Origin of the sequence: Nocardioides ginsengisegetis, assembly GCF_014138045.1 — a bacterium.
Classification (GTDB): Bacteria; Actinomycetota; Actinomycetes; order Propionibacteriales; family Nocardioidaceae; genus Nocardioides; species Nocardioides ginsengisegetis.
In genome coordinates this window covers 1,112,128-1,134,538 of sequence record NZ_JACGXA010000001.1, presented here as the reverse complement: position 1 = coordinate 1,134,538, position 22,411 = coordinate 1,112,128, and the positions used below count along the sequence as shown (strand labels likewise).

Annotated in this window: 24 protein-coding genes and 1 riboswitch; of the genes, 8 read left to right on the top strand and 16 right to left on the bottom strand. The window is 73.0% G+C overall.

The window, feature by feature from the left end; genetic code table 11:
• The first annotated feature begins 4 nt into the window (after positions 1 to 4).
• Positions 5 to 937 (top strand): cobalamin biosynthesis protein, encoded by a 933-nt coding sequence (locus tag FB382_RS05310; protein WP_182537418.1) that lies wholly within the window; start codon positions 5 to 7, stop codon positions 935 to 937.
• Here the strand turns inward: FB382_RS05310 and FB382_RS05305 are convergent.
• From FB382_RS05305 to FB382_RS05285, 5 genes are all read right to left on the bottom strand, one after another.
• Complete coding sequence (locus FB382_RS05305; RefSeq protein ID WP_182537416.1) at positions 894 to 1,631, bottom strand: cobalt-precorrin-6A reductase; 738 nt, start codon at positions 1,629 to 1,631, stop codon at positions 894 to 896. The two genes, FB382_RS05310 and FB382_RS05305, sit on opposite strands and share 44 nt — an antisense overlap.
• Positions 1,628 to 3,058: a cobyric acid synthase gene (locus FB382_RS05300; protein ID WP_182537415.1), complete on the bottom strand. Its 1,431-nt coding sequence runs from the start codon at positions 3,056 to 3,058 to the stop codon at positions 1,628 to 1,630. The genes FB382_RS05305 and FB382_RS05300 overlap by 4 nt, the downstream gene beginning before the upstream one ends.
• Complete coding sequence (gene cobF, locus FB382_RS05295; protein WP_182537413.1) at positions 3,055 to 3,774, bottom strand: precorrin-6A synthase (deacetylating); 720 nt, start codon at positions 3,772 to 3,774, stop codon at positions 3,055 to 3,057. Before cobF ends, FB382_RS05300 begins: the two co-directional genes overlap by 4 nt.
• A complete protein-coding gene (gene cobN / locus FB382_RS05290; RefSeq protein WP_182537411.1) occupies positions 3,771 to 7,385 on the bottom strand; it encodes a cobaltochelatase subunit CobN in 3,615 nt (1,204 codons plus the stop codon). Before cobN ends, cobF begins: the two co-directional genes overlap by 4 nt.
• A 34-nt stretch (positions 7,386 to 7,419) precedes the next feature.
• Positions 7,420 to 7,558, bottom strand: a riboswitch (cobalamin riboswitch).
• Positions 7,535 to 8,239 (bottom strand): (2Fe-2S) ferredoxin domain-containing protein, encoded by a 705-nt coding sequence (locus FB382_RS05285; protein ID WP_182537409.1) that lies wholly within the window; start codon positions 8,237 to 8,239, stop codon positions 7,535 to 7,537. (Overlaps the previous riboswitch by 24 nt.)
• 35 nt (positions 8,240 to 8,274) lie before the next feature.
• On the opposite strand from FB382_RS05285, the gene FB382_RS05280 reads away from it, so the two are divergent.
• Positions 8,275 to 8,499: a hypothetical protein gene (locus FB382_RS05280; RefSeq protein WP_182537407.1), complete on the top strand. Its 225-nt coding sequence runs from the start codon at positions 8,275 to 8,277 to the stop codon at positions 8,497 to 8,499.
• Entirely contained in the window at positions 8,500 to 9,009 is a 510-nt protein-coding gene (locus tag FB382_RS05275) for an AAA family ATPase (RefSeq protein WP_182537405.1), read from the top strand.
• Positions 9,010 to 9,036: 27 nt separating this feature from the next.
• Here FB382_RS05275 and FB382_RS05270 read toward each other — a convergent pair whose 3' ends face one another.
• Entirely contained in the window at positions 9,037 to 9,312 is a 276-nt protein-coding gene (locus FB382_RS05270) for a hypothetical protein (RefSeq protein WP_182537403.1), read from the bottom strand.
• A 36-nt stretch (positions 9,313 to 9,348) separates the two neighbouring features.
• Between FB382_RS05270 and FB382_RS05265 the strand changes: the two genes are divergently transcribed.
• Genes FB382_RS05265 through FB382_RS05250 form a run of 4 tightly spaced genes read left to right on the top strand, consistent with a single transcriptional unit; the run spans position 9,349 to position 12,210 of the window.
• The gene (locus FB382_RS05265; protein ID WP_343055492.1) at positions 9,349 to 10,014 is read left to right on the top strand and encodes an SAM-dependent methyltransferase; all 666 of its coding nucleotides are present in this window, start codon (positions 9,349 to 9,351) and stop codon (positions 10,012 to 10,014) included.
• Between the two features lie 9 nt (positions 10,015 to 10,023).
• Positions 10,024 to 10,512, top strand: a complete 489-nt coding sequence (locus FB382_RS05260) for a flavodoxin family protein (protein ID WP_182537401.1) — start codon at positions 10,024 to 10,026, stop codon at positions 10,510 to 10,512.
• Positions 10,513 to 10,547: 35 nt separating this feature from the next.
• The gene (locus FB382_RS05255) at positions 10,548 to 11,354 is read left to right on the top strand and encodes a septum formation family protein (RefSeq protein WP_182537398.1); all 807 of its coding nucleotides are present in this window, start codon (positions 10,548 to 10,550) and stop codon (positions 11,352 to 11,354) included.
• A gap of 7 nt (positions 11,355 to 11,361) precedes the next feature.
• Positions 11,362 to 12,210 carry a septum formation family protein gene (locus FB382_RS05250; protein WP_182537396.1) on the top strand — a complete coding sequence of 283 codons (849 nt, stop codon included), beginning with the start codon at positions 11,362 to 11,364 and terminating at the stop codon, positions 12,208 to 12,210.
• On the opposite strand, the gene era is transcribed toward FB382_RS05250, so the two are convergent.
• Genes era through FB382_RS05205 form a run of 9 tightly spaced genes read right to left on the bottom strand, consistent with a single transcriptional unit; the run spans position 12,211 to position 20,646 of the window.
• A complete protein-coding gene (gene era, locus FB382_RS05245) occupies positions 12,211 to 13,128 on the bottom strand; it encodes a GTPase Era (protein WP_182537394.1) in 918 nt (305 codons plus the stop codon). It abuts the gene before it with no gap.
• Positions 13,125 to 13,913, bottom strand: coding sequence for an SIP domain-containing protein (locus FB382_RS05240; protein ID WP_182537391.1), 789 nt, complete (start codon positions 13,911 to 13,913; stop codon positions 13,125 to 13,127). Before FB382_RS05240 ends, era begins: the two co-directional genes overlap by 4 nt.
• A gap of 13 nt (positions 13,914 to 13,926) precedes the next feature.
• Entirely contained in the window at positions 13,927 to 15,216 is a 1,290-nt protein-coding gene (locus FB382_RS05235; RefSeq protein ID WP_343055491.1) for a class I SAM-dependent methyltransferase, read from the bottom strand.
• Positions 15,213 to 16,580: an FAD-binding protein gene (locus FB382_RS05230; RefSeq protein WP_182537389.1), complete on the bottom strand. Its 1,368-nt coding sequence runs from the start codon at positions 16,578 to 16,580 to the stop codon at positions 15,213 to 15,215. The genes FB382_RS05235 and FB382_RS05230 overlap by 4 nt, the downstream gene beginning before the upstream one ends.
• Positions 16,581 to 16,615: 35 nt before the next feature.
• Positions 16,616 to 17,458, bottom strand: coding sequence for a hypothetical protein (locus tag FB382_RS05225; RefSeq protein ID WP_182537387.1), 843 nt, complete (start codon positions 17,456 to 17,458; stop codon positions 16,616 to 16,618).
• Positions 17,459 to 17,468: 10 nt separating this feature from the next.
• Entirely contained in the window at positions 17,469 to 17,810 is a 342-nt protein-coding gene (locus FB382_RS05220; protein ID WP_182537385.1) for a cytidine deaminase, read from the bottom strand.
• Complete coding sequence (locus FB382_RS05215; RefSeq protein WP_182537384.1) at positions 17,803 to 19,107, bottom strand: hemolysin family protein; 1,305 nt, start codon at positions 19,105 to 19,107, stop codon at positions 17,803 to 17,805. The genes FB382_RS05220 and FB382_RS05215 overlap by 8 nt, the downstream gene beginning before the upstream one ends.
• Positions 19,108 to 19,120: 13 nt before the next feature.
• The gene (gene ybeY, locus FB382_RS05210) at positions 19,121 to 19,588 is read right to left on the bottom strand and encodes an rRNA maturation RNase YbeY (protein ID WP_125035464.1); all 468 of its coding nucleotides are present in this window, start codon (positions 19,586 to 19,588) and stop codon (positions 19,121 to 19,123) included.
• Positions 19,585 to 20,646, bottom strand: coding sequence for a PhoH family protein (locus FB382_RS05205; RefSeq protein ID WP_182537382.1), 1,062 nt, complete (start codon positions 20,644 to 20,646; stop codon positions 19,585 to 19,587). The genes ybeY and FB382_RS05205 overlap by 4 nt, the downstream gene beginning before the upstream one ends.
• Before the next feature lie 118 nt (positions 20,647 to 20,764).
• Between FB382_RS05205 and FB382_RS05200 the strand changes: the two genes are divergently transcribed.
• The gene (locus FB382_RS05200) at positions 20,765 to 21,007 is read left to right on the top strand and encodes a hypothetical protein (RefSeq protein ID WP_182537380.1); all 243 of its coding nucleotides are present in this window, start codon (positions 20,765 to 20,767) and stop codon (positions 21,005 to 21,007) included.
• Here the strand turns inward: FB382_RS05200 and FB382_RS05195 are convergent.
• Positions 21,004 to 22,407: an amidase family protein gene (locus tag FB382_RS05195; RefSeq protein WP_182537378.1), complete on the bottom strand. Its 1,404-nt coding sequence runs from the start codon at positions 22,405 to 22,407 to the stop codon at positions 21,004 to 21,006. The genes FB382_RS05200 and FB382_RS05195 overlap by 4 nt on opposite strands.
• Positions 22,408 to 22,411 lie beyond the last annotated feature (4 nt).

The following is a 22,411-nucleotide window of genomic DNA, read 5'->3' as shown; positions in this document are numbered from 1 at the left end:
TCCCATGAGCGGCCGCGCAGCAGGGCTGCTGCTCGGGTTCACCGCCGACCGCGTTCTGGGCGACCCCGCCCGTTGGCACCCGGTCGCCGGCTTCGGACGCGTCGCCACGGCCCTCGAGCACCTCTCGTACGTCGACCGTCGGACGGCAGGCGTCGCGCACGTGGCCGTGCTGGTGGGCGGGGCCGCGGCGCTGGGAGCGCTCGCCGAGCGAGGACCGAGCGTCCTCGGCACCGCCGTCGCCACGTGGGCGGTCCTCGGTGGGACCTCGCTGGACCGCGAGGCGGGCGCCGTCGGCCGGTTGCTCGCGCAGGACCGCCTGGCCGACGCGCGGGTGCAGGTGGCCCGGCTGGTCGGCCGGGACACGAGCGTCCTCGACGAGGCCGGGGTGGCCCGGGCCGCGATCGAGTCGCTCGCGGAGAACACCTCCGACGCGGTCGTCGCGCCGCTCGTGCTGGGCGCGGTCGCCGGCGTCCCGGGACTGCTCGCCTATCGGGCGGCCAACACGCTCGACGCGATGGTGGGCCACCGCAACGAGCGGTACGAGCGGTATGGCTGGGCGGCCGCCCGGCTGGACGACGCGCTCAACCTGCCGGGTGCGCGGCTGACGGCGCTGCTGGCCGCGGCCCTGGCACCGACCGTCGGCGGATCGGCGGCGGAGGCGATCGGGACCTGGCGTCGCGACGCCGGCGGCCACCCGAGCCCCAACGCCGGACCGGTCGAGGCCTCCTTCGCGGGCGCGCTCGGCATCCGGCTCGGCGGCGTCAACGTCTACGGCACCCGGGTCGAGGACCGCCACGTCCTCGGCAGCGGCCGCCCGGCCGCGGGTCACGACATCACCCGGGCCCGGACGCTGGCCCGCCGCGTCGGCGTCGCGGCGGTGGCCGTCTCGGCGCTCATCGCGACGCGATCCACGCGGCGGCCTCGGCGACGTCGCTGACCGTCCCGACCCCGGCGGGCGCCGCCGGTCGGCGGACCACCACGACCGGGACGTCCAGGGCGGCCGCGGCCGCCAGCTTGGGCCACGTGTGGTCGCCCCCGGAGTCCTTGGTGACGAGCACGTCGGTGCCGTGCTCGCGCATCGTGGCGAGCTCGGCGCCCAGCGCGTAGGGGCCGCGGTCGAGCAGCACCCGCCAGGCCAGCGGCACGACGACGTCCGGCTCGTCGACGACGCGCACCAGCGCCGGGTGCTCGCCGAGCGGACCGACGAACGCCCCCAGCTGCTGGCGCCCGACGGTCAGGAACGGCCGGTCGCCCAGGCTCGCCGCGGCCGCGGCCGCCTCGTCGTGGGTGGCGACCCAGTGCCAGCCCACGGCTTCCGGCGTACGTGACCAGCCCGGCCGTTGCAGCCGCAGCAGCGGGGCGCCGGCCCCCGCGCACGCCGACGCCGCGTGCGCCGAGATCCGGGCAGCGAAGGGGTGCGTGGCGTCGACGACCGCGTCGTACGCCTCGGCGAGCAGGTGCTCGCGGAGGCCGGAGGCACCACCGAAGCCGCCGATGCGCACCTCGCCGATCGGCAGCCGCGGCCGCGCGACCCGGCCGGCCAGGGAGGACACGACGTCGACGCCGTCGGTCACGAGCCGGGCCGCGAGCTCGCGCGCCTCGGCGGTCCCGCCGAGCAGCAGCACCCTCATCGCGACGCCCCGGGCGGCAGCACCGGCAGCCCGGCCGGGGCACCGGACCGGGCCAGGGAGAGGAGCGCGTCGACGTCGAGGTGCTCCTCGACGAGGTCGCCGAGCAGGTCGAGCCGGCGCTCGCGGGCAGCCGGGAACGACGCGGCCGAGGCCACGCCGAGCGCGTCGGCGAGGAACGCCGCGCGGGTGGCGTCGTCCTCGAGGCTGCCGTGCACCATCGTGCCGAGCACCCCGCCGGCCCGGTGCTCACCAGTGACCCGGCCGTGGTGGATCTCGTAGCCCGCGGACCCGTGCAGCCGCAGCACCTTCTCGGGTGTGAACTCGGTCCGGAGCTCCAGCAGCCCGAGCCCCTCGACCTCGGCCCCCGCCTCGCCCTCGACCCCGGCCGGGTCCGCGATCGTCCGGCCCAGCATCTGGCAGCCGCCGCAGATCCCGAGCACCGGGCGCCCGGCCGCGGCGTGCTCCGTGATCGCCCGGTCGAGGCCGCGCGAGCGCAGCCAGGCCAGGTCGGCGATCGTCGCGCGCGTCCCGGGCAGCACCACGAGGTCGGCGTCGGAGAGCCCGCGCGGGTCGGACACGAAGACCACGTCGAGGCCCGGCTCGAGCCCGAGCGCGTCGACGTCGGTGAAGTTGCTGATCCGGGGCAGCCGCACCACCGCGACGCGGCGGACGGCGGGGTCCGGCGAGGACCGGCGGCCGTCGAGGTCGAGCGCGTCCTCGCTGTCCAGCCACAGGCCGGGGTGCCACGGCAGCACGCCGTGGACGGGCCGACCCGTCAGCGACGTGAGCTCGTCGAGCCCCGGCGTCAGCAGCGAGACGTCGCCGCGGAACTTGTTGACCACGAAGCCCGCGACCAGCGCCTGGTCGGCCGGCTCGAGCAGCGCGACCGTGCCGAACATCGCCGCGAACACCCCGCCGCGGTCGATGTCGCCGACCACGACGGTCGCCAGCCCGGCATGGCGGGCCAGCCCCATGTTGACGTAGTCGCTGGACCGCAGGTTGATCTCGGCCGGGCTCCCCGCGCCTTCGGCCACGACGACGTCGTAGCGGGACGAAAGGTCGTCGAAGGCGTCGTACGCCGCACGCGCCAGGTGACGGCGCCCGTCGACGAAGTCGCGGGCGGACACCTCGCCGGCGGGCCGGCCCATCACGACGACGTGCGAGCGCCGGTCGCTGCCGGGCTTGAGCAGGACCGGGTTCATCGCGGCCTCGGGCTCGGCCCGGGCGGCGAGCGCCTGCACCCACTGGGCGCGGCCGATCTCGGCACCCCCCGCATGACCCGCGGTCACCATCGAGTTGTTGGACATGTTCTGCGCCTTGAACGGCGCGACCCGCACGCCCCGGCGCGCGAACGCCCGGCACAGCCCGGTCGTGACGATGCTCTTGCCTGCGTCGGACGTGGTGCCGGCGACGAGGATCCCGCTCACCCGCTGGCCTCCCGCCGCAGGAGGTGGATGTCCATGACCCAGCCGGCGGCGTCCTTGACGCGAGTCCGGGCCTCCTCGATCGCGGGGAGCACGTCGCCGACGCGTCCCGCCACCAGCGCCTCGTGCGGCGTGCCGAGGTTGGCGCCCCACCAGATCGACCAGTCCTCGAGGCCGTCGAGCTCGAGGGCCCGGTTGAGCATGACGACGATGTTGTCCTGGCCCTGCTCGACCGCCTCGCGGAGCCGGCGGCCGGTGGTCACGTGCAGCGGGCCGCCGACCTCGTGCAGGACGATGCCGTGCCGGGCCGCGAGCAGCTGCGGCGCGCTGATGCCGGGGACCACGGCGACCTCCACGGGCAGCTCAGCGGCCAGCCGCAAGGTGGAGTCGTAGAGCGCCGGGTCGCCCCACACGAGCATCGCGACGTCGCCGGGGTGCTCCGTGAGCGCCGCGCGGCAGGCGGCGACCCGAGCCGCGTGCCAGTCGCGCACGGCGGCCGGGTAGTCCTCCGGGTCCGCGCGGTCACGGGGCGGGTCCGCGACCACGACGACCGGCGGATTGCCGTACTCCCGGCAGATCGCCGCGCGCGCCTCGAGCAGGGGATCGTCCTCCGACTTCCGGAACGCCAGGACGACGTCCACCGACCGCAGGGCCTCGGCTCCCTCGCGCGTGACGTGCTGCGGGCCCATGCCGACCCCGATGACGAACAGCCGCGTCATCGGTCCTCCAGCTCGCCCTCGAGGTCGAGGTAGACCCGCTGCATGTCCGCGAGCACGCCCGGGTCCGGCGACTCCCACAGCCCGCGGTCGGCCGCCTCGTGCAGCTTCTCGACGATGCCGCGCAGCGCCCACGGGTTCGACTGCCGCATGAACGCCTGGTTGGTCTCGTCGAGGACGTACTCCTTCGCGAGGGTGTCGTACATCCAGTCGTGCACCACGCCCGTCGTGGCGTCGAAGCCGAAGAGGTAGTCGACGGTCGCGGCGAGCTCGAAGGCGCCCTTGTAGCCGTGCCGCTGCATCGCCCCGATCCAGCGCGGGTTGACCACGCGGGCGCGGAAGACGCGGTTCGTCTCCTCCTGGAGGGTGCGGGTCCGGACGGCGTCGGGCGTGGTCGAGTCCCCGACGTAGGCCTGCGGGTCGGAGCCGGTCAGCGCGCGGACGGTGGCGACCATGCCGCCGTGGTACTGGAAGTAGTCGTCGCTGTCGGCGATGTCGTGCTCGCGGGTGTCGACGTTCTTGGCCGCCACCTTGATCCGCCGGTAGTTCGCGCGCATGTCGTCGGCCGCCGGGGCCCCGTCGAGGTCCCGCCCGTAGGCGAAGCCGCCCCACGCCGTGTAGACCTCGGCGAGGTCCTGGTCGTCGCGCCAGGAGCCGGACTCGACGAGCTGCAGGATGCCCGCGCCGTAGGAGCCCGGCTTGGAGCCGAAGATCCGGGTCGTCGCGCGGCGCTCGTCTCCGTGCTCGGCGAGGTCGCGACGGGTGTGCGCGCGCACGAAGTTGAGGTCGTCCGGCTCGTCCAGCCCGGCCACGAGCCGGACGGCGTCGTCCAGCATCGCCACGACGTGCGGGAAGGCGTCGCGGAAGAAGCCCGAGATCCGCACGGTCACGTCGATGCGCGGGCGACCGAGCTCCTCGAGCGGTACGACGTGCAGGTCGCGGACGCGCCGCGAGGCCTCGTCCCACTCGGGGCGGACGCCCAGGAGCGCCAGCACCTCGGCCACGTCGTCGCCGGAGGTGCGCATCGCGCTGGTGCCCCACACCGAGAGCCCGACCGACTCGGGGTAGCCGCCGGTGTCGTCGAGGTAGCGCTGGACGAGCGAGTCGGCCATCGCGACGCCGGTCTCCCAGGCCAGCCGGGACGGCACGGCCCGCGGGTCGACCGTGTAGAAGTTGCGGCCGGTCGGCAGCACGTTGACCAGTCCGCGCAGCGGCGACCCCGACGGCCCGGCCGGCACGAAGCCGCCGTCCAGTGCGTGCAGGACCGCGTCCAGCTCGTCGGTGGTCCGGCCCAGCCGCGGCACGACCTGCGTGGCGGCGAACCGCAGGACGCGGCGTACCTCCTCGTCGTCGTGCAGGTCGTCGGCCGCCCCGGGCACCCAGCCGCGCGACTCCATGCGCTCGACGAGGGCACGGGCCTGCTGCTCGACCTCGTCGACCGCGACCCTCTCGGTGGTCGAGCCTGTCGAGACCTCCTTGTGCCCGAGCGCCGCACGCAGCCCCGGCACGGACGCGGTCTCACCGCCCCAGACCTGGGCGGCGCGCAGGATCGCGAGCACGAGGTTCACCCGTGCCTCGCCGTCCGGCGCCTGGCCGAGGACGTGCAGCCCGTCGCGGATCTGGGCGTCCTTGATCTCGCAGAGCCAGCCGTCGACGTGCAGCAGGAAGTCGTCGAACTCCTCGTCCTCCGGCCGCTCGTCGAGCCCGAGGTCGCGATGCATCTCGGCCGCGTGCATGAGCGTCCAGATCTCGCCGCGGATCGCCGGCAGCTTGGCCGGGTCCATGGCCGCGATGTTGGCGTACTCGTCGAGCAGCTGCTCGAGCCGTGCGATGTCGCCGTAGGACTCCGCGCGCGCCATCGGCGGGATCAGGTGGTCGACGATCGTGGCGTGCGCGCGGCGCTTGGCCTGCGCACCCTCGCCGGGGTCGTTGACGAGGAAGGGATAGATCAGCGGCATGTTGCCGATCGCCGCGTCGGTGGCGCAGGCGGCCGACAGCGCGGCGTTCTTGCCGGGCAGCCACTCCATCGAGCCGTGCTTGCCGAGGTGGACGACGGCGTCCGCGCCGAAGCCCCGCTCCAGCCAGCGGTACGCCGCGAGGTAGTGGTGCGAGGGCGCGAGATCGGGGTCGTGGTAGATCGCGACCGGGTTCTCCCCGAAGCCGCGCGGCGGCTGGATGAGCAGCACGACGTTGCCGGCGGTGATCGTGGCGAGCACGATCTCGTCGGCGTCGCTGACGAAGAGCGAGCCTGGCGCCTTGCCCCAGGTCTCCCTGACGTCGTCCATCAGGGCGGCCGGCAGGTCGGCGGTCCAGCGACGGTAGTCGTCGGCGGCGATCCGGACGTGGCTCTCGGTGAGCTGGGCGGCGGTCAGCCACTCCTCGTCCTGGCCGCCGGCGGCGATCAGCGCGTGGATGAGGGTGTCCCCGGCGACGGTGTCGTCGTCCTCGTCGAGGCCGGGGATGGCGCCCGGTCCGCCCAGGTCGTAGCCCGCGTCCCGCATCCGGCGCAGCAGCCGGATCGTGGAGACCGGGGTGTCCAGGCCGACCGCGTTGCCGACCCGCGAGTGCTTGGTGGGGTAGGCGCTGAGCACCAGCGCGACCTTCCGGTCCGCCGGTGGGACGCGCCGCAATCGCGCGTGGTTGACCGCGATGCCGGCCACGCGGGCGCAGCGCTCCGGGTCCGCCACGTAGCGCGGCAGGCCGTCCCGGTCGATCTCCTTGAAGGAGAACGGCGCGGTGATGATCCGGCCGTCGAACTCCGGGATCGCGATCTGGCTGGCCGAGTCCAGCGGGGTCACGCCGTCGTCGGACGCCTCCCACTCCTCGCGGCTGCTGGTCAGGCAGAGCCCCTGCAGAACGGGGATGTCGAGGGCGGCCATCCGCTCCACGTCCCAGGCCTCGTCGTCGCCGCCCGCGCTCGCGGTCGCCGGCTGGCTGCCGCCCGCGGCGAGCACGGTCACCACGAGGGCGTCCAGGGTGCCGAGGGCGTCGTACAGCTCGTCGGGCGCGGCCCGCAGCGACGTGGAGAAGATTGGTACGCCGACCGCCTGGCCGGTCGCGTCGATCGCGTCGGCCAGGGCGTGCGCGAAGGCGGTGTTCCCGCTGGCCTGGTGGGCCCGGTAGAAGAGCACCCCGACGCGCGGGAGGGCGCCGCTCGTCGAGCTTGCCGAGACCCGCTCGCAGAACCCCCACGCCGGGATCTCGGCCGGCGGCTCGAACCCCTCGCCGGTGAGCAGCACGGTGTCGGAGAGGAAGGCGTGCAGCTGCGCGAGGTTGGCTGGGCCGCCCTCGGCGAGGTAGCGGTGCGCCTCGGCGGCGACGCCGATCGGGACGTTGGAGAGCTCCATGAGTTCGGCGTTGGGCTGCTGCTCGCCGCCGAGCACGACGGTGGGGACGCCGGTGTCGCGGATCTGGCGGAAGCCGTCGCAGAGGTCCTGCGGCGAGCCGAGGATCCGGGCGACCACGAGGTCCGCGCCCTCGACCGCGGTGCCGATTTCTGGGCACATCGACTGGTGGCCGGCCCGGGACGGGTTGCCCCAGACGTAATCGGCGCCGGAGGCCCGGGCCGAGAGCAGGTCGGTGTCGGACGTCGACAGCAGGGCGATGCGGGTCATCGGCGGGAGCCTCCTCGGGGTTCTCGCCCCGCTGGTGGTCGGAAGTCCCGTGGCCAGTGTCTGGCTGGGCCGTCCCTCGCGGGCCGGCTTCACAGTGGCGGAACCGCCCCGGACTCTCACCGGGTTCCTGTTCCACGAGACGTGTGCGGTCAGCCTAGAGGAGGACGGGTGCGCGGGAGTCGCCGCGTCTCGACCGGGCGACCGGCGACGAGGTGGCCCGCGACGATCTCGCGGGCCGCGCCGGGGTCGACGCCGCCGTACCAGACGTCGTCGGGCTGGACGCTGACCACTGGCGCCTGGTTGCAGGGGAACTGGCAGCCCGTGTGCGTGACCAGGACGTCGTCGTCGCCGAGGCCGTGCTCCATCAGGGCGAGGACGAGCGCCTCCGCGGAGGTGTCGGAGCCCAGCGCGGTGCAGCGCGGCCCGCGACAGACGAGGACCTGGTGGCGGTGACCGGGCACGTCCTCCCACGCGGCGCTCGTCAGGCCGGGCTCGGTGCCGGTGATCGGGCGCGTGTCGGTGAGCAGGTCGCCCAGGTCGCCCTCGTCCCGGAGCAGGCCGGTGGCCACGTCGACCGCAGTCCGGTGGCCGGCACGCTCGCGGCACCAGTGCGCCGCGACCCGGCGCAGCCACGACACCGCCGGCGCCAGCGTGCCCAGGCTGACCCCGACCAGCACGATGCGCCGCTCCCCCGCGTCGGCCAGCCGGGTCAGCTCGCGGGACAGCGAGGGGTCGCCGAGCTGGAGGAATGCGACGGTGGCGTCGTGCTCGCTCGCGAGGCGCTGCAGCCGGTCCCGGGCGTCGACCTCGCGCACGGACATGCCGACGAGCACGAGGTGGGCAGACGAGAGCATGGCCCGACGCTAGCGGGCGGGTCTACCGTGAGCGCATGGGAGAGGACCTCGAGCTGGTCGATCCGCACTGCCCCACGTGCGAGCAGCCGCTGCGTCACGGCGGCCACCTGACGCGGCAGAGCGCGGCGTACATCACGGCCTCCGGCAGCGCCGGGGTCACCTTCGAGACCCAGGGCCGCTGCGAGAACGAGGCCTGTCCCGACTACGGCCGGGAGTTCGCACCCGGCGAGTGGTTCATCCCGACGGACGACGCCGACTGAATGGGCGTTCGCAACTACCTCGTCGAGGGCGTCTCCGGCACGGGCAAGACCTCGGTGTTCCGGGAGCTCCAGCGGCGCGGCCACCACGCCGTCAACGGCGACACCGACCTTGCCTACCAGGGCGACCCGGAGACCGGCGCCCCCATCGACAGCGCCGTCCACGAGCACCACATCTGGGACGTCGACCGGGTGCGGGAGCTGGTGGCCGACCAGCAGGCGCCCGTCACCTTCTTCTGCGGAGGCTCGCGCAACTTCGCGAAGTTCATCGACCTCTTCGACGGGGTCTTCGTCCTCGACGTCGACCTCGAGACGCTGCACCGACGGCTCGACCGGCGCCCGCCGGACGAGTGGGGCTCCCAGCCCTCCGAGCGCGCCCTCGTCGTCCGACTGCACAGCACGAGGGAGGACGTCCCCAATGCCGGGGTGGTGATCGACGCGACGCAACCGCTGACGGAGGTCGTCGACGAGATTCTGCGTCGCGTGGGGCTGGCCGACGCCCGCAGCTGCTAGCCGCGCCTCCTGAGGAGCGAGAGCCCGTCAGCTCCCACCGCCGGCGAAGAACATGACCGTGAAGGCGCCGATCTGGAACACCAGCGACGCCACTGTTCCGGCAATCACACCGACACCACCGGGGCGCGTTCGCCGCCACGGGAGCAGGACGACCCCCGCTCCTCCGGCGGTGGCGAGGATCGGCCAGAAGGCTCGGTCGAACGCGGATCCGGCGTGCGATCCGAAGAAGAAGCTCGCCGAGATCGCCGAGGTCAGCAGCCACGCAGCCACCAAGCCGGTCAGGAGCTGGCCGCCGCGTGTCACACGACGGAGTATGCCCACTCCGGCAGACTCGGCGCCGTGGACACCACCGACAGCGGGCACCCGCCCATGACGAACATCGACTGGTCCGCCTGGCACGACGCCTACGCCGAGCCGGGCTCCCGGCTTGCCGACCGGCTGGCCGCGGTCCGCGCCCACATCGACCGGCGCCTCGACGACACTGCACCCGACCCGGTGCGCGTGGTCAGCGCCTGCGCCGGAGACGGACGCGACCTCCTCGGTGTCATGGCGCAGCGCGCCGACGCCGTCCGGGTCACCGCCCTGCTCGTCGAGTACGACGCCGGGCTGGCCGCCCGCGCCCGCGACGCCGCCGCGGCTCTCGACGCGACCGTCGAGGTCCGGCAGGCCGACGCCGCGAACAGCGACGTCTACGCCGGGGCCGTCCCCGCCGACCTGGTCCTGCTGTGCGGCATCTTCGGCAACGTCAGCGACGCCGACGTCCGGGCGACGGTGATGGCCGCGCCGCAGCTCTGCAGCGAGGGCGCCGAGGTCGTCTGGACCCGCCACCGGGCCGAGCCGGACCTCACCCCGACGATCCGGGGCTGGTTCGCCGAGGCCGGCTTCGAGGAGGTCGCCTTCGAGGCGTCCGACGACCACGTGTGGTCCGTGGGGGTCCACCGGCTCGTCGCGGAGCCGCAGCCCCTCGAGCCCGGCCGGCACTGGTTCACGTTCGACCGCGGCTAGCCTCACCCCATGCCCCGCCTGCTGATCGTCCACCACTCCCCGACCCCGACGGTCCGGCGACTGACGGACGCGGTGGTGGCGGGCGCCCACGACGACGCCATCGAGGGCGTCGAGGTGGTCGTCAAGCACGCCCTCGAGGCCACCGCCGACGACGTGCTGACGGCCGACGGCTACCTGCTCGGCACGACCGCCAACTTCGGCTACATGAGCGGCGCGCTCAAGCACTTCTTCGACACGATCTTCCTCGAGGCCGGCGGCGCGCTCACCGAGGACGGGTCGGCCGGGGCGGGGCCGGGCGGCAAGAAGCCCTACGGCCTCTGGGTGCACGGCCGGTACGACGCCACCGGCGCGGTCCGCTCGGTGCAGTCCATCGTCCAGGCCCTCCCGTGGCGCCAGGCCGCGGAGGTGCTGACCGTCCTCGGCGACGTCGACGAGGGCCACACCGACGCGGCGTACGAGCTCGGCGGCACCCTCGCCGCACTGCTGTCCGCCGGCTGACGCACCACCGCGGCCGGACGTTAGGATTCCGTCGCGTGACCGTCGCCCGCCGTCTCGCCCTCGGGCTGGCTGCCCTCCCGCTCCTGCTGCTCGCGGCCTGCAGCTCCGACGACCAGGGCAGCAACACCGACCCCTCGCAGGTCGACGCGATCGACGCCCCCGAGCTGGGTGCCTGTCGGCTGCTGACCCCCGACGACGTCGCGATGGCCAGCAACGCCACGCGCACGGTCGACTGCACCGAGAAGCACACCGCCGAGACGTTCGCGGTCGGCGACCTCCCGCAGTCCTTCGACCACGCGGACGTCGACGACAAGGAGCTCGGCGCCTGGGCCTACCGCACCTGCTCGGAGAAGTTCCAGCGGTTCCTCGGCGCCGACGAGAGCCTCGTGATGCGCACCGTCGTCAGCTGGGCGTGGTTCCGCCCGTCGGAGAAGGCGTGGTCCGCCGGCGCCCGCTGGTACCGGTGCGACGCGGTCGGCGGCGGCGAGCAGTCGACGTCGTACGTCGCCCTCCCCCAGACCGCCAAGGGCCTCCTGCTCGGCGTCCCGGACGACAAGTGGATGGTGTGCGCGTCCGGCCCGACGGTCAGCGGCTCGGTCAAGATCCCCTGCTCCCACCACCACGACTGGCGGGCGGTCACGACGATCAAGCTCGGCGAGTCCGGCGACGACTACCCCGGCGACCGGCTGGTCGAGGTCAAGACCCGCGACTACTGCTCCGGCTCGGTGGCGGCGTGGTTGAGCTACCCGGTCGACTACGACTTCGGGTACACCTACTTCCACGAGGCCGAGTGGTCCGCCGGCAACCGCCGGTCGGTCTGCTGGGCGAAGACCAACGCGTGAGGCAGCCATGACCCCGTCCCGCCGGCTCGCCGCCCTGCTCGTTGCCAGCTTGGCCGGGGTGGCCGCCCTGACCGCGTGCAGCGGCGGCGACGAGCCGTCGCCCGACAGCAGCACTCCCGCCTCGTCGGCCTCCGAGCCCAGCGCGACGCCCACCACCGCGACCGCGGCCCCGCGCCCCGGCAACCGGGCCTGCTACGCGCTGTCGTACGACGCCGCCGTCGCGCCCACCAGCGACGCCGACCCCGTGGACTGCGCCGCCGCGCACACCTCGATCACCTACGCCGTCGGCACCCTCGACACCGTGGTCGCGGGCCACCTCCTCGCCGTGGACAGCAAGCGCGTCCAGGCCCAGGTCGCCACCGACTGCCCGGCCGCGCTGCCGAAGTTCCTCGGCGCGACCCCCGACCAGCTGCACCTCAGCATGCTGCGCGCCGTCTGGTTCACCCCCACCGTCGAGCAGTCCGACGCCGGCGCCGACTGGTACCGCTGCGACGTCATCGCGGTCGCCGCCGACGGCAAGCTCGCCGCGCTCACCGGCAAGATCGGCGGCGTCCTGGCCAAGCCGGAGGCCCGCCAGCGCTTCGGGATGTGCGGCACCGCCGAGCCCGGCACCGCCGACTTCCACCGCGTGATCTGCTCCACCGACCACTCCTGGAAGGCGATCGCCACCGTCCCGATCGCCGGCGACAAGTACCCCGGCGAGGACGCCGCCCGGGCCGCCGGCCAGACACCGTGCGAGAACGCCGGCCGTGACGCCGCCTCGGACAAGCTCAACTTCCAGTGGAGCTACGAGTGGCCGACCGCCGAGCAGTGGGACGCCGGACAGCACTACGGCCTGTGCTGGGTGCCCGCCTGACTAGAAGCCGAGCTTGCGCAGCTGCTTGGGGTCGCGCTGCCAGTCCTTGGCGATCTTGACGTGCAGGTCGAGGTAGACCGGCGTGCCGAGCAGCGCCTCGATCTGCTTGCGGGCCCGGGTGCCGATCGCCTTCAGGCGGGCGCCCTTGGGGCCGATCATGATGCCCTTCTGGGAGTCCCGCTCGACGTAGAGGTTGGCGTGGATGTCCAGCAGCGGCTTGTCGGCCGGCCGGTCCTCGCGCAGCCGCATCTCCTCAACGACGACGGCCACCGAGTGCGGCAGCTCGTCGCGCAGGCCCTCGAGCGCCGCCTCGCGGATCAGCTCGGCGGCGAGGATCTCCTCGGGGGCGTCGCTGAGGTCGCCGTCGGGGTAGAGCTGCGGCCCCTCGGGCAGCAGCCCGACCAGCAGGTCCTGCAGGAGCTGGACCTGGTCGCCGGCCTTGGCGGAGACCGGGACGATCTCGGCCCACTCGGTGCCGGTCTCGGCGCCGAGCTTCTGGATGTCCAGCAGGTGCAGGCCGATCTGCTCGGGCGTCGCGAGGTCTGTCTTGGTGGCGATGGCGACCTTGATGGTGCGCTTGACCTTGGCCATCTCGTTGACGATGAAGCGGTCGCCGGGGCCGATCTTCTCGTTGGCCGGGAGGCAGACGGCCACGACGTCGACCTCGGCCAGCGTGGTCTTCACGAGGTCGTTGAGCCGCTCGCCGAGCAGCGTGCGCGGCCGGTGCAGGCCGGGGGTGTCGACGAGGATCAGCTGCGCGTCGTCGCGGTGCACGATGCCGCGCACGACCGTGCGGGTCGTCTGCGGCTTGTCGGAGGTGATGACCACCTTCGTGCCGACCAGTGCGTTGGTCAGCGTCGACTTGCCGGCGTTGGGACGGCCCACGAAGGACACGAATCCACTGCGGTGCTTGCTCATGACTCGTTCGCCCTGTCGTAGTCGGCCCAGATCTGGTCATCGGTCTTGCCGGCAGCCTTGCCGGCGCGGTAGATCGGACCCGGGTCGACCGCACGCGGCTGGCGTGTGGCTCCCCCGCGCCAGTAGCCCATGACGTCGTACGCCGTGGACGGCAGCTTGCGATCGCGCATCAGGTGCTTGCGGATCGCGCGCATCTGCGCGGACTCGCCCGCCATCCAGAAGTAGCCCTCGCCCGCGGGCCAGTCGATCGCCTCGACGGCGGCCGCGAGGTCGCTCGCGCCCTCGGCCGGCGGGGCCAGCCAGGTCACGTCGGCCCCCTCGGGCAGGTAGTCGGTCAGGTCGTCCGGAACCTCGGCCCAGATCCGGATGCTTCGTTGGTCGAGCCTGTCGAGACCCACCTCGGACGCGATCCGCGCCATCGCCGGCATCGCGGTCAGGTCGCCGACGAGCAGCAACCACTGCGCACCGGCCGGCATCGCGAAGGAGCCGCGCGGCTCGGTGATGGTGACCTGCTCCCCCACCACGTCGCGGGCCGCCCACTCGGTGACCAGGCCGACCTCGTGCACGACGACGTCGAGCACGAGCTCGCCGCCGGACCACGACCGCACGGTGTAGTAGCGGCTCTGGAACTGGCCGGGGACGACCAGCCCGACCCACTCGTCGGGGATGCCGGTGGACGTGAAGTTCGCGAGGCCCGCGCCGCCGAGGGTCAGCCGGACGAGGTGGTCCGAGACCTGCTCACGGCGCAGCACCGTCGCGTCGTACTGCCTGGCTCGGGTGCTCACCCGGCAAGGCTAGTCACCACGTGGGTCGCAGGGAGAATCCGTCCTTCCCATCCTCGGTGGTGCGCACGGCCAGCACCTGGTGCAGCTGGATCTCGTTGCGCTCGAAGGCGAGCCGCGAGCCGGCCATGTAGAGGCCCCACACCCGCGCCGTGCCCTCGCCGACCTCGGCGACGCACTCGTCCCAGTTGTCGACGAGGTTCTGGCACCAGCCGGCCAGGGTCAGGGCGTAGTGGAGGCGGAGGTTCTCCTCGTGCATGACCTCGAGACCGGCGTCCTGGGCCTCGGTGATGATCGTGCCGGAGCCGATCAGCTCCCCGTCGGGGAAGACGTAGCGGTCGATGAACGCCCCCGTCTCCTCGCGGCGGTTGTGGGCGCGGGTGATGCAGTGGTTGAGCAGCCGGCCCTCGGGCTTGAGGCGGTCGCGCAGGAAGCCGAAGTACGCCGGGTAGTTGCGCACCCCGATGTGCTCGGTCAGGCCGATCGAGCTGATCGCGTCGAAGTCGCCCTCGAGCACGTCGCGGTAGTCGGAGTGCCGCGCCTCGGCCAGGTCGCCGAGGCCCTCGCGGTCGATGGCCTCCTTGCCCCACTGGGCCTGCTCGCGCGACAGCGTGACGCCGAGCGCCTGGACGCCGTAGTGCTTCGCGGCGTGCCGGACCATGCCCGCCCAGCCGCAGCCGACGTCGAGCAGCCGCATGCCGGGCTGGAGGCCGAGCTTGCGGCAGACCAGGTCGTACTTCTCGGCCTGCGCCTCCTCCAGCGTCGCGTCGGCGGTCGGGTAGACCGCGCAGGTGTAGGTCATCGACGGGCCGAGCACCAGCTCGTAGAAGCGGTTGGACACGTCGTAGTGGTGCGCGATCACCTCGGCGTCGCGGGACATGGAGTGCCGCAGCCCCTCCATCGCCCGGCGCCAGCGCGGCAGGTGTTCCTGCGGGGGCGGCGGCGGGGGCTTGAGGTTGGACAGGCCCAGGCCGCGCAGCAGGGTCAGCGCCTCGGCCGGCGTGGGCCGGCGGAAGCGCAGGTGGCTCTGCAGCAACCGCAGCGCCTCGTAGGGGTTGCCGGGGTGCACGCCGTTGACGGCGAGGTCGCCGGACACGTAGGCGCGGGCCATGCCGAGGTCACCCGGCGCGGTGAGCAGGTAGGACAGGCCGCGCTGGTTCTTCAGCTCCAGCTCGATCTCGGCGTCCGGCGGGCCGGCCGAGCTGCCGTCGTACGCGCTGAACCGGACGGGCATCCCGTCGCGCAGCAGGGATGCGACGGCGTCGCCGATGGACAACGTGGGGGTCTGCTTCAGGGTGGACTTCAACGTCTCTTCACCGCCTTGTCGTAGAGGCTGGTCAGCCGGTCGTGGGGGTCGTAGCGGCCCTTGACGGCGGCCAGATTGGCGCCGTCGTAGAGCCTGTCGAACGTGTCGCGGTCGTAGAACGCCTCGGAGTAGAGGGACTTGTGGCCGCCCAGGGCGTGCACCTTCTCCTCGATGGCACGGTTGAGCGGGCCCTCGGGCGCGTCCGGCCCGACGTGGACGGTGCCCCAGAAGCCGACGTTGACGTACGTCGTCCCGGGCACGAGCGGGTAGGTGGCCCACGACCGGGTCGAGACCACGGGGCACAGCCACACCGGCCGCATCCCGACCTCGGCGTCGAACCACGCGAGGAACTCCTCGAGCCGTTCGACCGGAACCTCGACGTCCTGGATGACGCGCTCGCGCAGCGGTCGGCCGGCACGACGGTCGAGGAAGTCGGCGACACCGAGCCGGCGGTCGAGGGCGATCAGCTTGCTGTAGACGTCCGACCGCCGCCAGCGCCGCGGCCAGAGCCGGCGGACGACGGGGTGCTGCACCCCGAACGCGCCGGAGCACCAGAACCAGTCGGTGTCCCAGCGCCAGAGGTAGTCGTGCATGGTCAGCAGGTCGGTCTCCCGCTCCTGGATCGAGCGGTAGTAGATCGCCTGGCCGGTGTAGTCACTCGGACGTTCTTCGGTGGTCGAGCCTGCCGAGACCCAGGTCGCCAGCGTCAGGTAGTACTCCCCCGGCGCGAACGCGACCCCGTCGAGCCCGTCGACGCGGGTGCCGTCGTGCTCGCCGGTCTCGACGAGCTCGGCGATCGTCTTGGCCAGCAGTGAGGCGTCGTCGAAGTGCAGGTGCCGCAGCGCGACGTGCGAGGGCACCTCCTCGAGCCGGATCCGCAGCCGCGTCGCGTAGCCCAGCGAGCCGTAGGAGTTGGGGAACGTGTCGAAGAGATCGTCGCCGGGTCGTGTCGTGACGACCTCGCCGGCGCCGGTGAAGACGTCCATCTCGAGGACCGACTCGTGCGGCAGGCCGCTGCGGAAGCTGGTCGACTCGATGCCCAGCCCGGTGACCGCACCGCCGAGCGTGATCGTGCGCAGCTGCGGCACGACGAGCGGGATCAGGCCGTGCGGCAGGGTCGCGTCGACGAGGTCCTCGTAGGTGCACATGCCCTGCACCTCGGCCGTGCGCGCGACCGGGTCGACCTCGATCACGCCGGCCAGGCCGGACACGTCGAGGCCCGGCGCGTCGGTCCCGGCGCGCGGCCGGAACAGGTTGGAGGTCTTCTTCGCCAGCCGCACGGGGTCACCCGGCGCGATGGCGGCGTACGACGTCCGGAGCCGCTCGACGGCGGCCCGGTGCTCATCCCAGCGTCCCCCGGTCACGCTCCCGACTTTACTCCGGGCACGTGTCCGAATCGTTACAGTTCCGCGAGGGCGCGCCAGCCCTCGTAGTCATGCACGGCGATCCCGCGGTACGTCGACCCCGCGGGCACCCCCGCGTCGACCTGCGCGAGCACTCCGGTGAGCTCGGGCTGCGGCCGCGACCAGAACGTCTGCTTGAGCGCGATCGGGCCGTCGCCGAGGTGGTTGGTCTCCACCGCCAGCCGCACCGGCTTGCCCGCGGCGGTCGCCGCCTCGATCGCCTTCGCGCCGAGCGCGAGGATCCCGTCGGGACCCGTGGCGACGTGCCGGTAGGTCATCACGGTGACGGCGTCGACGCGCGCGATCACCTGCCTGTCGAGCCGATGGCCGTGGACCTTGATCGTGTCCAGCCAGAAGGCGATGTCCGCCTCGACGGGCAGCGTGGTGTCACCGGCCAGGGTCGACAGCAGGGCGAGGTAGCGGTCGAGCAGGGCCGGTCGGGCGGTCTTCCAGTCGGGGTGGATCCACGGCTCGATGTCGAGGTGCACGCCGTCGAAGAGGCCGGTCGACAGCGCGGACCGCTGCCAGGCGAGGGCCACCCGCGGCTGGTCGACGTACGTCGTCTCGCTGCCCAGCGCCGACATCGCGATCCCGGCCGCGCGGGTGCGGGCCCGCAGGTCCCGGTAGTAGCCGAGCGACGGGTCGTGCGCGAGGTCGGGCGGGAGCGACACGAAGATCTCGGAGACGCCGTGGTCGACCGCGAACGCGACCAGGTCCGCGGGGTCGGGCCGGTCCCAGAGCCACATGGCCCGGCCGGGCGCGGGTGTCGCCGCCTGCGCGGGCGGGGTCATCGCGAGCAGGGCGGCCACCACGGCCAGGACCATCACTCGCACGCGCACGGGCGCCAGCCTAGGTGCTGACAGTGGTGTGGATGGTGCCCTTCGCGTCACCGAGGTGGACGACGACGCCGGACCCACCGAGGTCGGTCAGCGCGGCCAGGTCGGGGGCGGTCGGCTCGGTGGCCTCGGTGAGCAGCACCGCCGCCTCGAGGCCCTTGACGCCGGACGCGACCGCCATGGCCACGCAGGCCTGCACGGCGGTGACCTGCAGCGATGGCAGGTCGACGGTCGCGGCGGCGTAGGTGCGCCCGTCGGCGTCGCGGATCGCGGCGCCCTCGGCCGCACCGACGCGCGCGCGGGTGGCGCGGGCGAGGGTGACGAGCTTCTTGTCCTCGGGCTGCAGGTCACTCACTGGGGTCTCCTGGGTCGTGGTCGGGCTCCCGCTCGAGGCGGGTGATGAGGACGGTGCCGATCTTGTTGCGGCGACCGGCGGTGCCCTCGGCCTCGAAGCGCAGGCCGTGCGCCTCGACGTGCGAGCCGGGGATCGGGACGCGCCCGAGGTGCTTGGCCATCAGGCCGCCGACCGAGTCGACGTCCTCCTCCTCGACCCGCCGGCCGAAGAGCTCGTCGAGGTCGTCGATCGGGTAGCGCGAGGAGACCCGGGTGGTGCCCGAGGGCAGCACCTCGACCTCGATCTCCTCCTCGTCGTACTCGTCGGTGATCTCGCCGACGATCTCCTCGAGGATGTCCTCGATGGTGATCAGGCCGGCGGTGCCGCCGTACTCGTCGACGACGACGGCGATGTGCTGCCGCTTGGCCTGCATCTCCGAGAGCAGGGCGTCGACGGGCTTGGACTCCGGGACGTAGGCGGCCGGCCGCATGACCTCGTCGATGCGCTGGGTGAACTCCACGTCGGGTGCCTCGAAGTCCCGCCGGACGATGTCCTTGAGGTAGGCGAAGCCGACGATGTCGTCGAGGTTCTCGCCGATGACCGGCACCCGCGAGTAGCCGCTGCGCAGGAAGAGCGACATGGTCTGGCGGAGGTTCTTGTGGCGCTCGACGTAGACGACGTCGTTGCGCGGCACCATCACCTCGCGCGCCGTGGTGTCGCCGAGCTCGAAGACGCCGTGGATCATCTTGCGTTCGCCGGACTCGATCACCGCCGAGGCCTCGGCGAGGTCGACGAGCTCGCGCAGCTCGGTCTCCGTGGAGAACGGGCCCTCGCGGAAGCCCTTGCCGGGGGTGATCGCGTTGCCGACCAGGATCAGCAGCCGCGGCAGCGGGCCGAGCACGGTGGTCACCCAGGCGAGCGGCGCCGCCGAGACCAGCGCGATCCGCTCGGAGTGCTGCCGGCCGACGGTGCGCGGGGCGACCCCGATCACGACGAACGAGACGACCAGCATCGCGCCGATCGCGGTCAGGACCGTGGGCCACCACGAGCCGCCGTACGCGTCGGAGGCCTCGAGGGTGACCAGCACGATCGCGGAGATCTCGCAGGCCAGCCGCAGCAGCAGCGCGGTGTTGAGGTAACGCGGCGCGTCCTCGAGCAGCGTCAGCAGCCGCCGCGCGCCGGGCCGGTCGTCGCCGATGAGCTCCTCCGCGCGGGCGCGCGAGAAGGAGCCGAGGGCGGCGTCGGCGGCCGAGAAGGCACCGGCGAGCAGGACGAGGGCGGCTGCCGCGAGGAGCAGCCAGAGATCGCCAGTGGTCATCTGTCGGCGGTCATCAATCGGTGGTCGAGCTTGCCGAGACCCGCCAGGCGGCGAGCAGCTCGTCCTGGAGACCGAACATCTCCTTGTGCTCCTCCGGCTCGGCGTGGTCGTAGCCGAGCAGGTGCAGGATGCCGTGGGTGGTGAGCAGCTCGATCTCGGCCCACGTGCCGTGGCCGGCGGTCTCGCCCTGCCTGGCCGCGATGTCCGGGCAGAGCACGAGGTCGCCGAGGACGCCCTCCTCGGGCTCCTCGTTGACCAGGCCTGGACGCAGCTCGTCCATGGGGAAGGCGAGCACGTCGGTCGGCCCCTCCTTCTCCATCCACTGCTCGTTGAGCTCGGCGATGGTGGACTCGTCGACGGCCTTGATGCACAGCTCGGCCTGGGGGTGCACGCGCATCCGGTCCATCACGAACCGGCTGAGCGCGGCCAGCTGCTTGACGTCGAGCTCGTGGCCGGACTCGTTGAGGACCTCGATGCTCACGGACGGCTCCCGGGGGTGTGGTTCTGGTTGTGCGACGCAGCGGCGTGCGGGGTGAAGCCGCCGCGGGCGTCGAACTCGTCGTACGCCGCCACGATCTTGCCGACCAGCCGGTGCCGGACGACGTCGTGGCTGGTGAGCCGGTTGAAGACGATGTCCTCGACGCCGTCGAGGATCCCCTCGATGACCTTCAGGCCGGACTTCGTGCCGTTGGGCAGGTCGACCTGGGTGACGTCGCCGGTGACGACGATCTTGGAGTTGAAGCCGAGCCGGGTCAGGAACATCTTCATCTGCTCCGGCGAGGTGTTCTGCGCCTCGTCGAGGATGATGAACGCGTCGTTGAGCGTGCGGCCGCGCATGTAGGCCAGCGGCGCGACCTCGATGGTCCCGGCGGCGAGCAGCTTGGGGATCGTCTCGGGGTCGATCATGTCGTGCAGCGCGTCGTAGAGCGGGCGCAGGTAGGGGTCGATCTTCTCCGAGAGCGTGCCGGGCAGGTAGCCCAGCCGCTCCCCCGCCTCGACGGCCGGCCGGGTCAGGATGATCCGGTTGACGTTCTTGGACTGCAGCGCCTGCACGGCCTTGGCCATCGCGAGGTAGGTCTTGCCGGTGCCGGCGGGGCCGATGCCGAAGGTGATGGTGTGCTTGTCGATCGAGTCGACGTAGCGCTTCTGGTTGAGCGTCTTGGGGCGGATCGAGCGGCCACGGTTGCTGAGGATGTTGAGCGACAGCACGTCGGCGGGCCGCTCGGTGGTCTCGGCCCGCAGCATCGTGATCACGCGCTCGACGGTCTCGGACGTGACGCCCTGGCCGGTGCGGATGATCGTGACCAGCTCGTCGAGCAGCCGGTCGGCGAGGGCGACCTCGCCGGGCTCGCCCTTGAGGCTGATCCGGTTGCCCCGGACGTGGATCTCGGCGGCGAGCGCGCCCTCGATGATCCCGAGGTACTCATCCCCCGGGCCGAGGAGACTGACCATGTTGATGCTGTTGGGGACCACCACGACGTGGCGGGTCTCGTGCTTCGGCGGTGCCGCGTGCACCCCGTGCGGGTTGCTGTCAGTCATGGATGCCCCGAGGGCGCCTCTCCGGTAGGTGATCGAGCGCCCTCCATGCTACGCACTCGCCCCTCTCAGGCCCACCGAGTTGCCGTCGTACGCCGCCCGGGGGACGTACCGTGGAGCCATGACCGCCTGGGAGGACGACGAGGACGCGGACTGGACGCCGCCCACGCACCTCCCTCTGGACGCGCAGCGCATGGGCCTCAACCGGTCGGTGCCCGACGGCGCGCTGCTCGACTTCGCGGGCTCGCTCGACCCGGCCAAGCCGCTGCACCGCGTCACCGCGTGGGTGATGCTGGTCGTGTTCGCGTTCCCCGCCGCGCTCTACGTCGTGCGGCTCCTGTGGGGACTGCTCCTCGGGTTCTAGACGAACGTCGGGAAGGTCGGCTCCGGCAGCGGTCCTGTGCTGCGGTCGCGGGCCAGCTCGTAGCCGTGGGCGATCTCCACGAGCGTCCGCTCGCTGCCGGACGCTCCCCAGAAGGACACCGCCACGGGCAGGCCGGCCGCGAGCTCGGTCGGCACGGTGAGCAGCGGGTAGCCGGCCATCGCGGTCGCACTCGTGCACGAGCCAGGATGCGCCTCGGGGTTGACCAGGTCGATCGGCGCGGCCGGCGCGTAGGACGGCGTGACCAGGGCGTCGAGGCCGTGCTCATGCAGGATCTTGTCGATGCCGTCGGTGCGGGTCAGGGCGACGCAGCGGTCGCGGGCCTCGCGGTAGGCGTCGTCGTCGACGGTCGGCCCCTCCAGCGCCTGCTCGAACAGCGACTGTCCGAAGTGGGCGAGCTCGAGGTCGGCGTGGTCGCGGTTGTACTGGACGACCTCCTCGAGGGTGCGCGGCACGTCGCCGGGGCGGCCGGCGAGGTAGCCCGCCAGCCCGTGGCGCAGCTCGGCGAGCAGGACGGTGAGCTCGTCGGCCCACGCCTGCTCCCCGATCTCGGGCAGGTCGGTGTGGTCGACGATCGTGGCGCCCTCGGCGGCCAGCAGCGCGACGGCGCGCTCGGCGGCCGCGTCGGCGTGCGGCGAGTAGCCCCAGTACGTCGCCCGCGGCACACCGATCCGCTTGCCGGCCAGGCGTCCCGGCACGGCGTGGGCGGCGTAGTCGACGCCGTCGTCGGCCAGCACCGACAGCAGCGCGGCGGCGTCGCGGACCGTCATCGCCATCGGGCCGGGTGAGTCCTGCGAGGACGAGATCGGCACGACGCCGGCGGTGGGGACCAGCCCGACCGTGGGCTTGAACCCGACACAGCCGTTGAACGCGGCCGGGCAGGAGATCGAGCCGTCGGTCTCGGTGCCGATCGCGAAGGGCGCGAGCCCGGCCGCGAGGGCCGCGCCGCTGCCCGAGCTGGACCCGCCCGCCGACCGGTTGAGCCCGTAGGGGTTGCGCGTCAGGCCGCCGTAGGCGCTCCAGCCCGATGCGGAGTTGCCGTCGCGGATGTTGGCCCACTCCGACAGGTTGGTCTTGCCCAGCACGACCATCCCGGCGGCGCGCAGCCGCTGGACGAGGGCGGCGTCGCGGGCCGGCGGCGGGACGTCGGCCAGCGCCAGCGACCCGGCCGTGGTGGGCAGGTCGTGGGTGTCGACGTTGTCCTTGACCAGGATCGCGCGGCCGTGCAGCGGGCTGCGGGTGCGGCCCGCAGCGGACTCGGCGTCCAGCGCCTCGGCCTGGCCCAGCGCGTCGGGGTGCAGCGTGCAGACGGCGTTGGTGTGGACGTCGGCGGTCTCGATCCGGTCGAGGAGTTCCTCGACGGCCTCCCGGCTGGTGATCATGCGC

Bases quoted from the DNA above. Each gene is read 5' to 3' on its own strand.
- FB382_RS05310 (WP_182537418.1), top strand. From the start codon at position 5: ATGAGCGGCCGCGCAGCAGGGCTGCTGCTCGGGTTCACCGCCGACCGC.
- FB382_RS05305 (WP_182537416.1), bottom strand. From the start codon at position 1,631: ATGAGGGTGCTGCTGCTCGGCGGGACCGCCGAGGCGCGCGAGCTCGCG.
- cobF (WP_182537413.1), bottom strand. From the start codon at position 3,774: ATGACGCGGCTGTTCGTCATCGGGGTCGGCATGGGCCCGCAGCACGTC.
- cobN (WP_182537411.1), bottom strand. From the start codon at position 7,385: ATGACCCGCATCGCCCTGCTGTCGACGTCCGACACCGACCTGCTCTCG.
- FB382_RS05285 (WP_182537409.1), bottom strand. From the start codon at position 8,239: ATGCTCTCGTCTGCCCACCTCGTGCTCGTCGGCATGTCCGTGCGCGAG.
- FB382_RS05280 (WP_182537407.1), top strand. From the start codon at position 8,275: ATGGGAGAGGACCTCGAGCTGGTCGATCCGCACTGCCCCACGTGCGAG.
- FB382_RS05275 (WP_182537405.1), top strand. From the start codon at position 8,500: ATGGGCGTTCGCAACTACCTCGTCGAGGGCGTCTCCGGCACGGGCAAG.
- FB382_RS05260 (WP_182537401.1), top strand. From the start codon at position 10,024: ATGCCCCGCCTGCTGATCGTCCACCACTCCCCGACCCCGACGGTCCGG.
- FB382_RS05250 (WP_182537396.1), top strand. From the start codon at position 11,362: ATGACCCCGTCCCGCCGGCTCGCCGCCCTGCTCGTTGCCAGCTTGGCC.
- era (WP_182537394.1), bottom strand. From the start codon at position 13,128: ATGAGCAAGCACCGCAGTGGATTCGTGTCCTTCGTGGGCCGTCCCAAC.
- FB382_RS05215 (WP_182537384.1), bottom strand. From the start codon at position 19,107: ATGACCACTGGCGATCTCTGGCTGCTCCTCGCGGCAGCCGCCCTCGTC.
- FB382_RS05205 (WP_182537382.1), bottom strand. From the start codon at position 20,646: ATGACTGACAGCAACCCGCACGGGGTGCACGCGGCACCGCCGAAGCAC.
- FB382_RS05200 (WP_182537380.1), top strand. From the start codon at position 20,765: ATGACCGCCTGGGAGGACGACGAGGACGCGGACTGGACGCCGCCCACG.
- FB382_RS05195 (WP_182537378.1), bottom strand. From the start codon at position 22,407: ATGATCACCAGCCGGGAGGCCGTCGAGGAACTCCTCGACCGGATCGAG.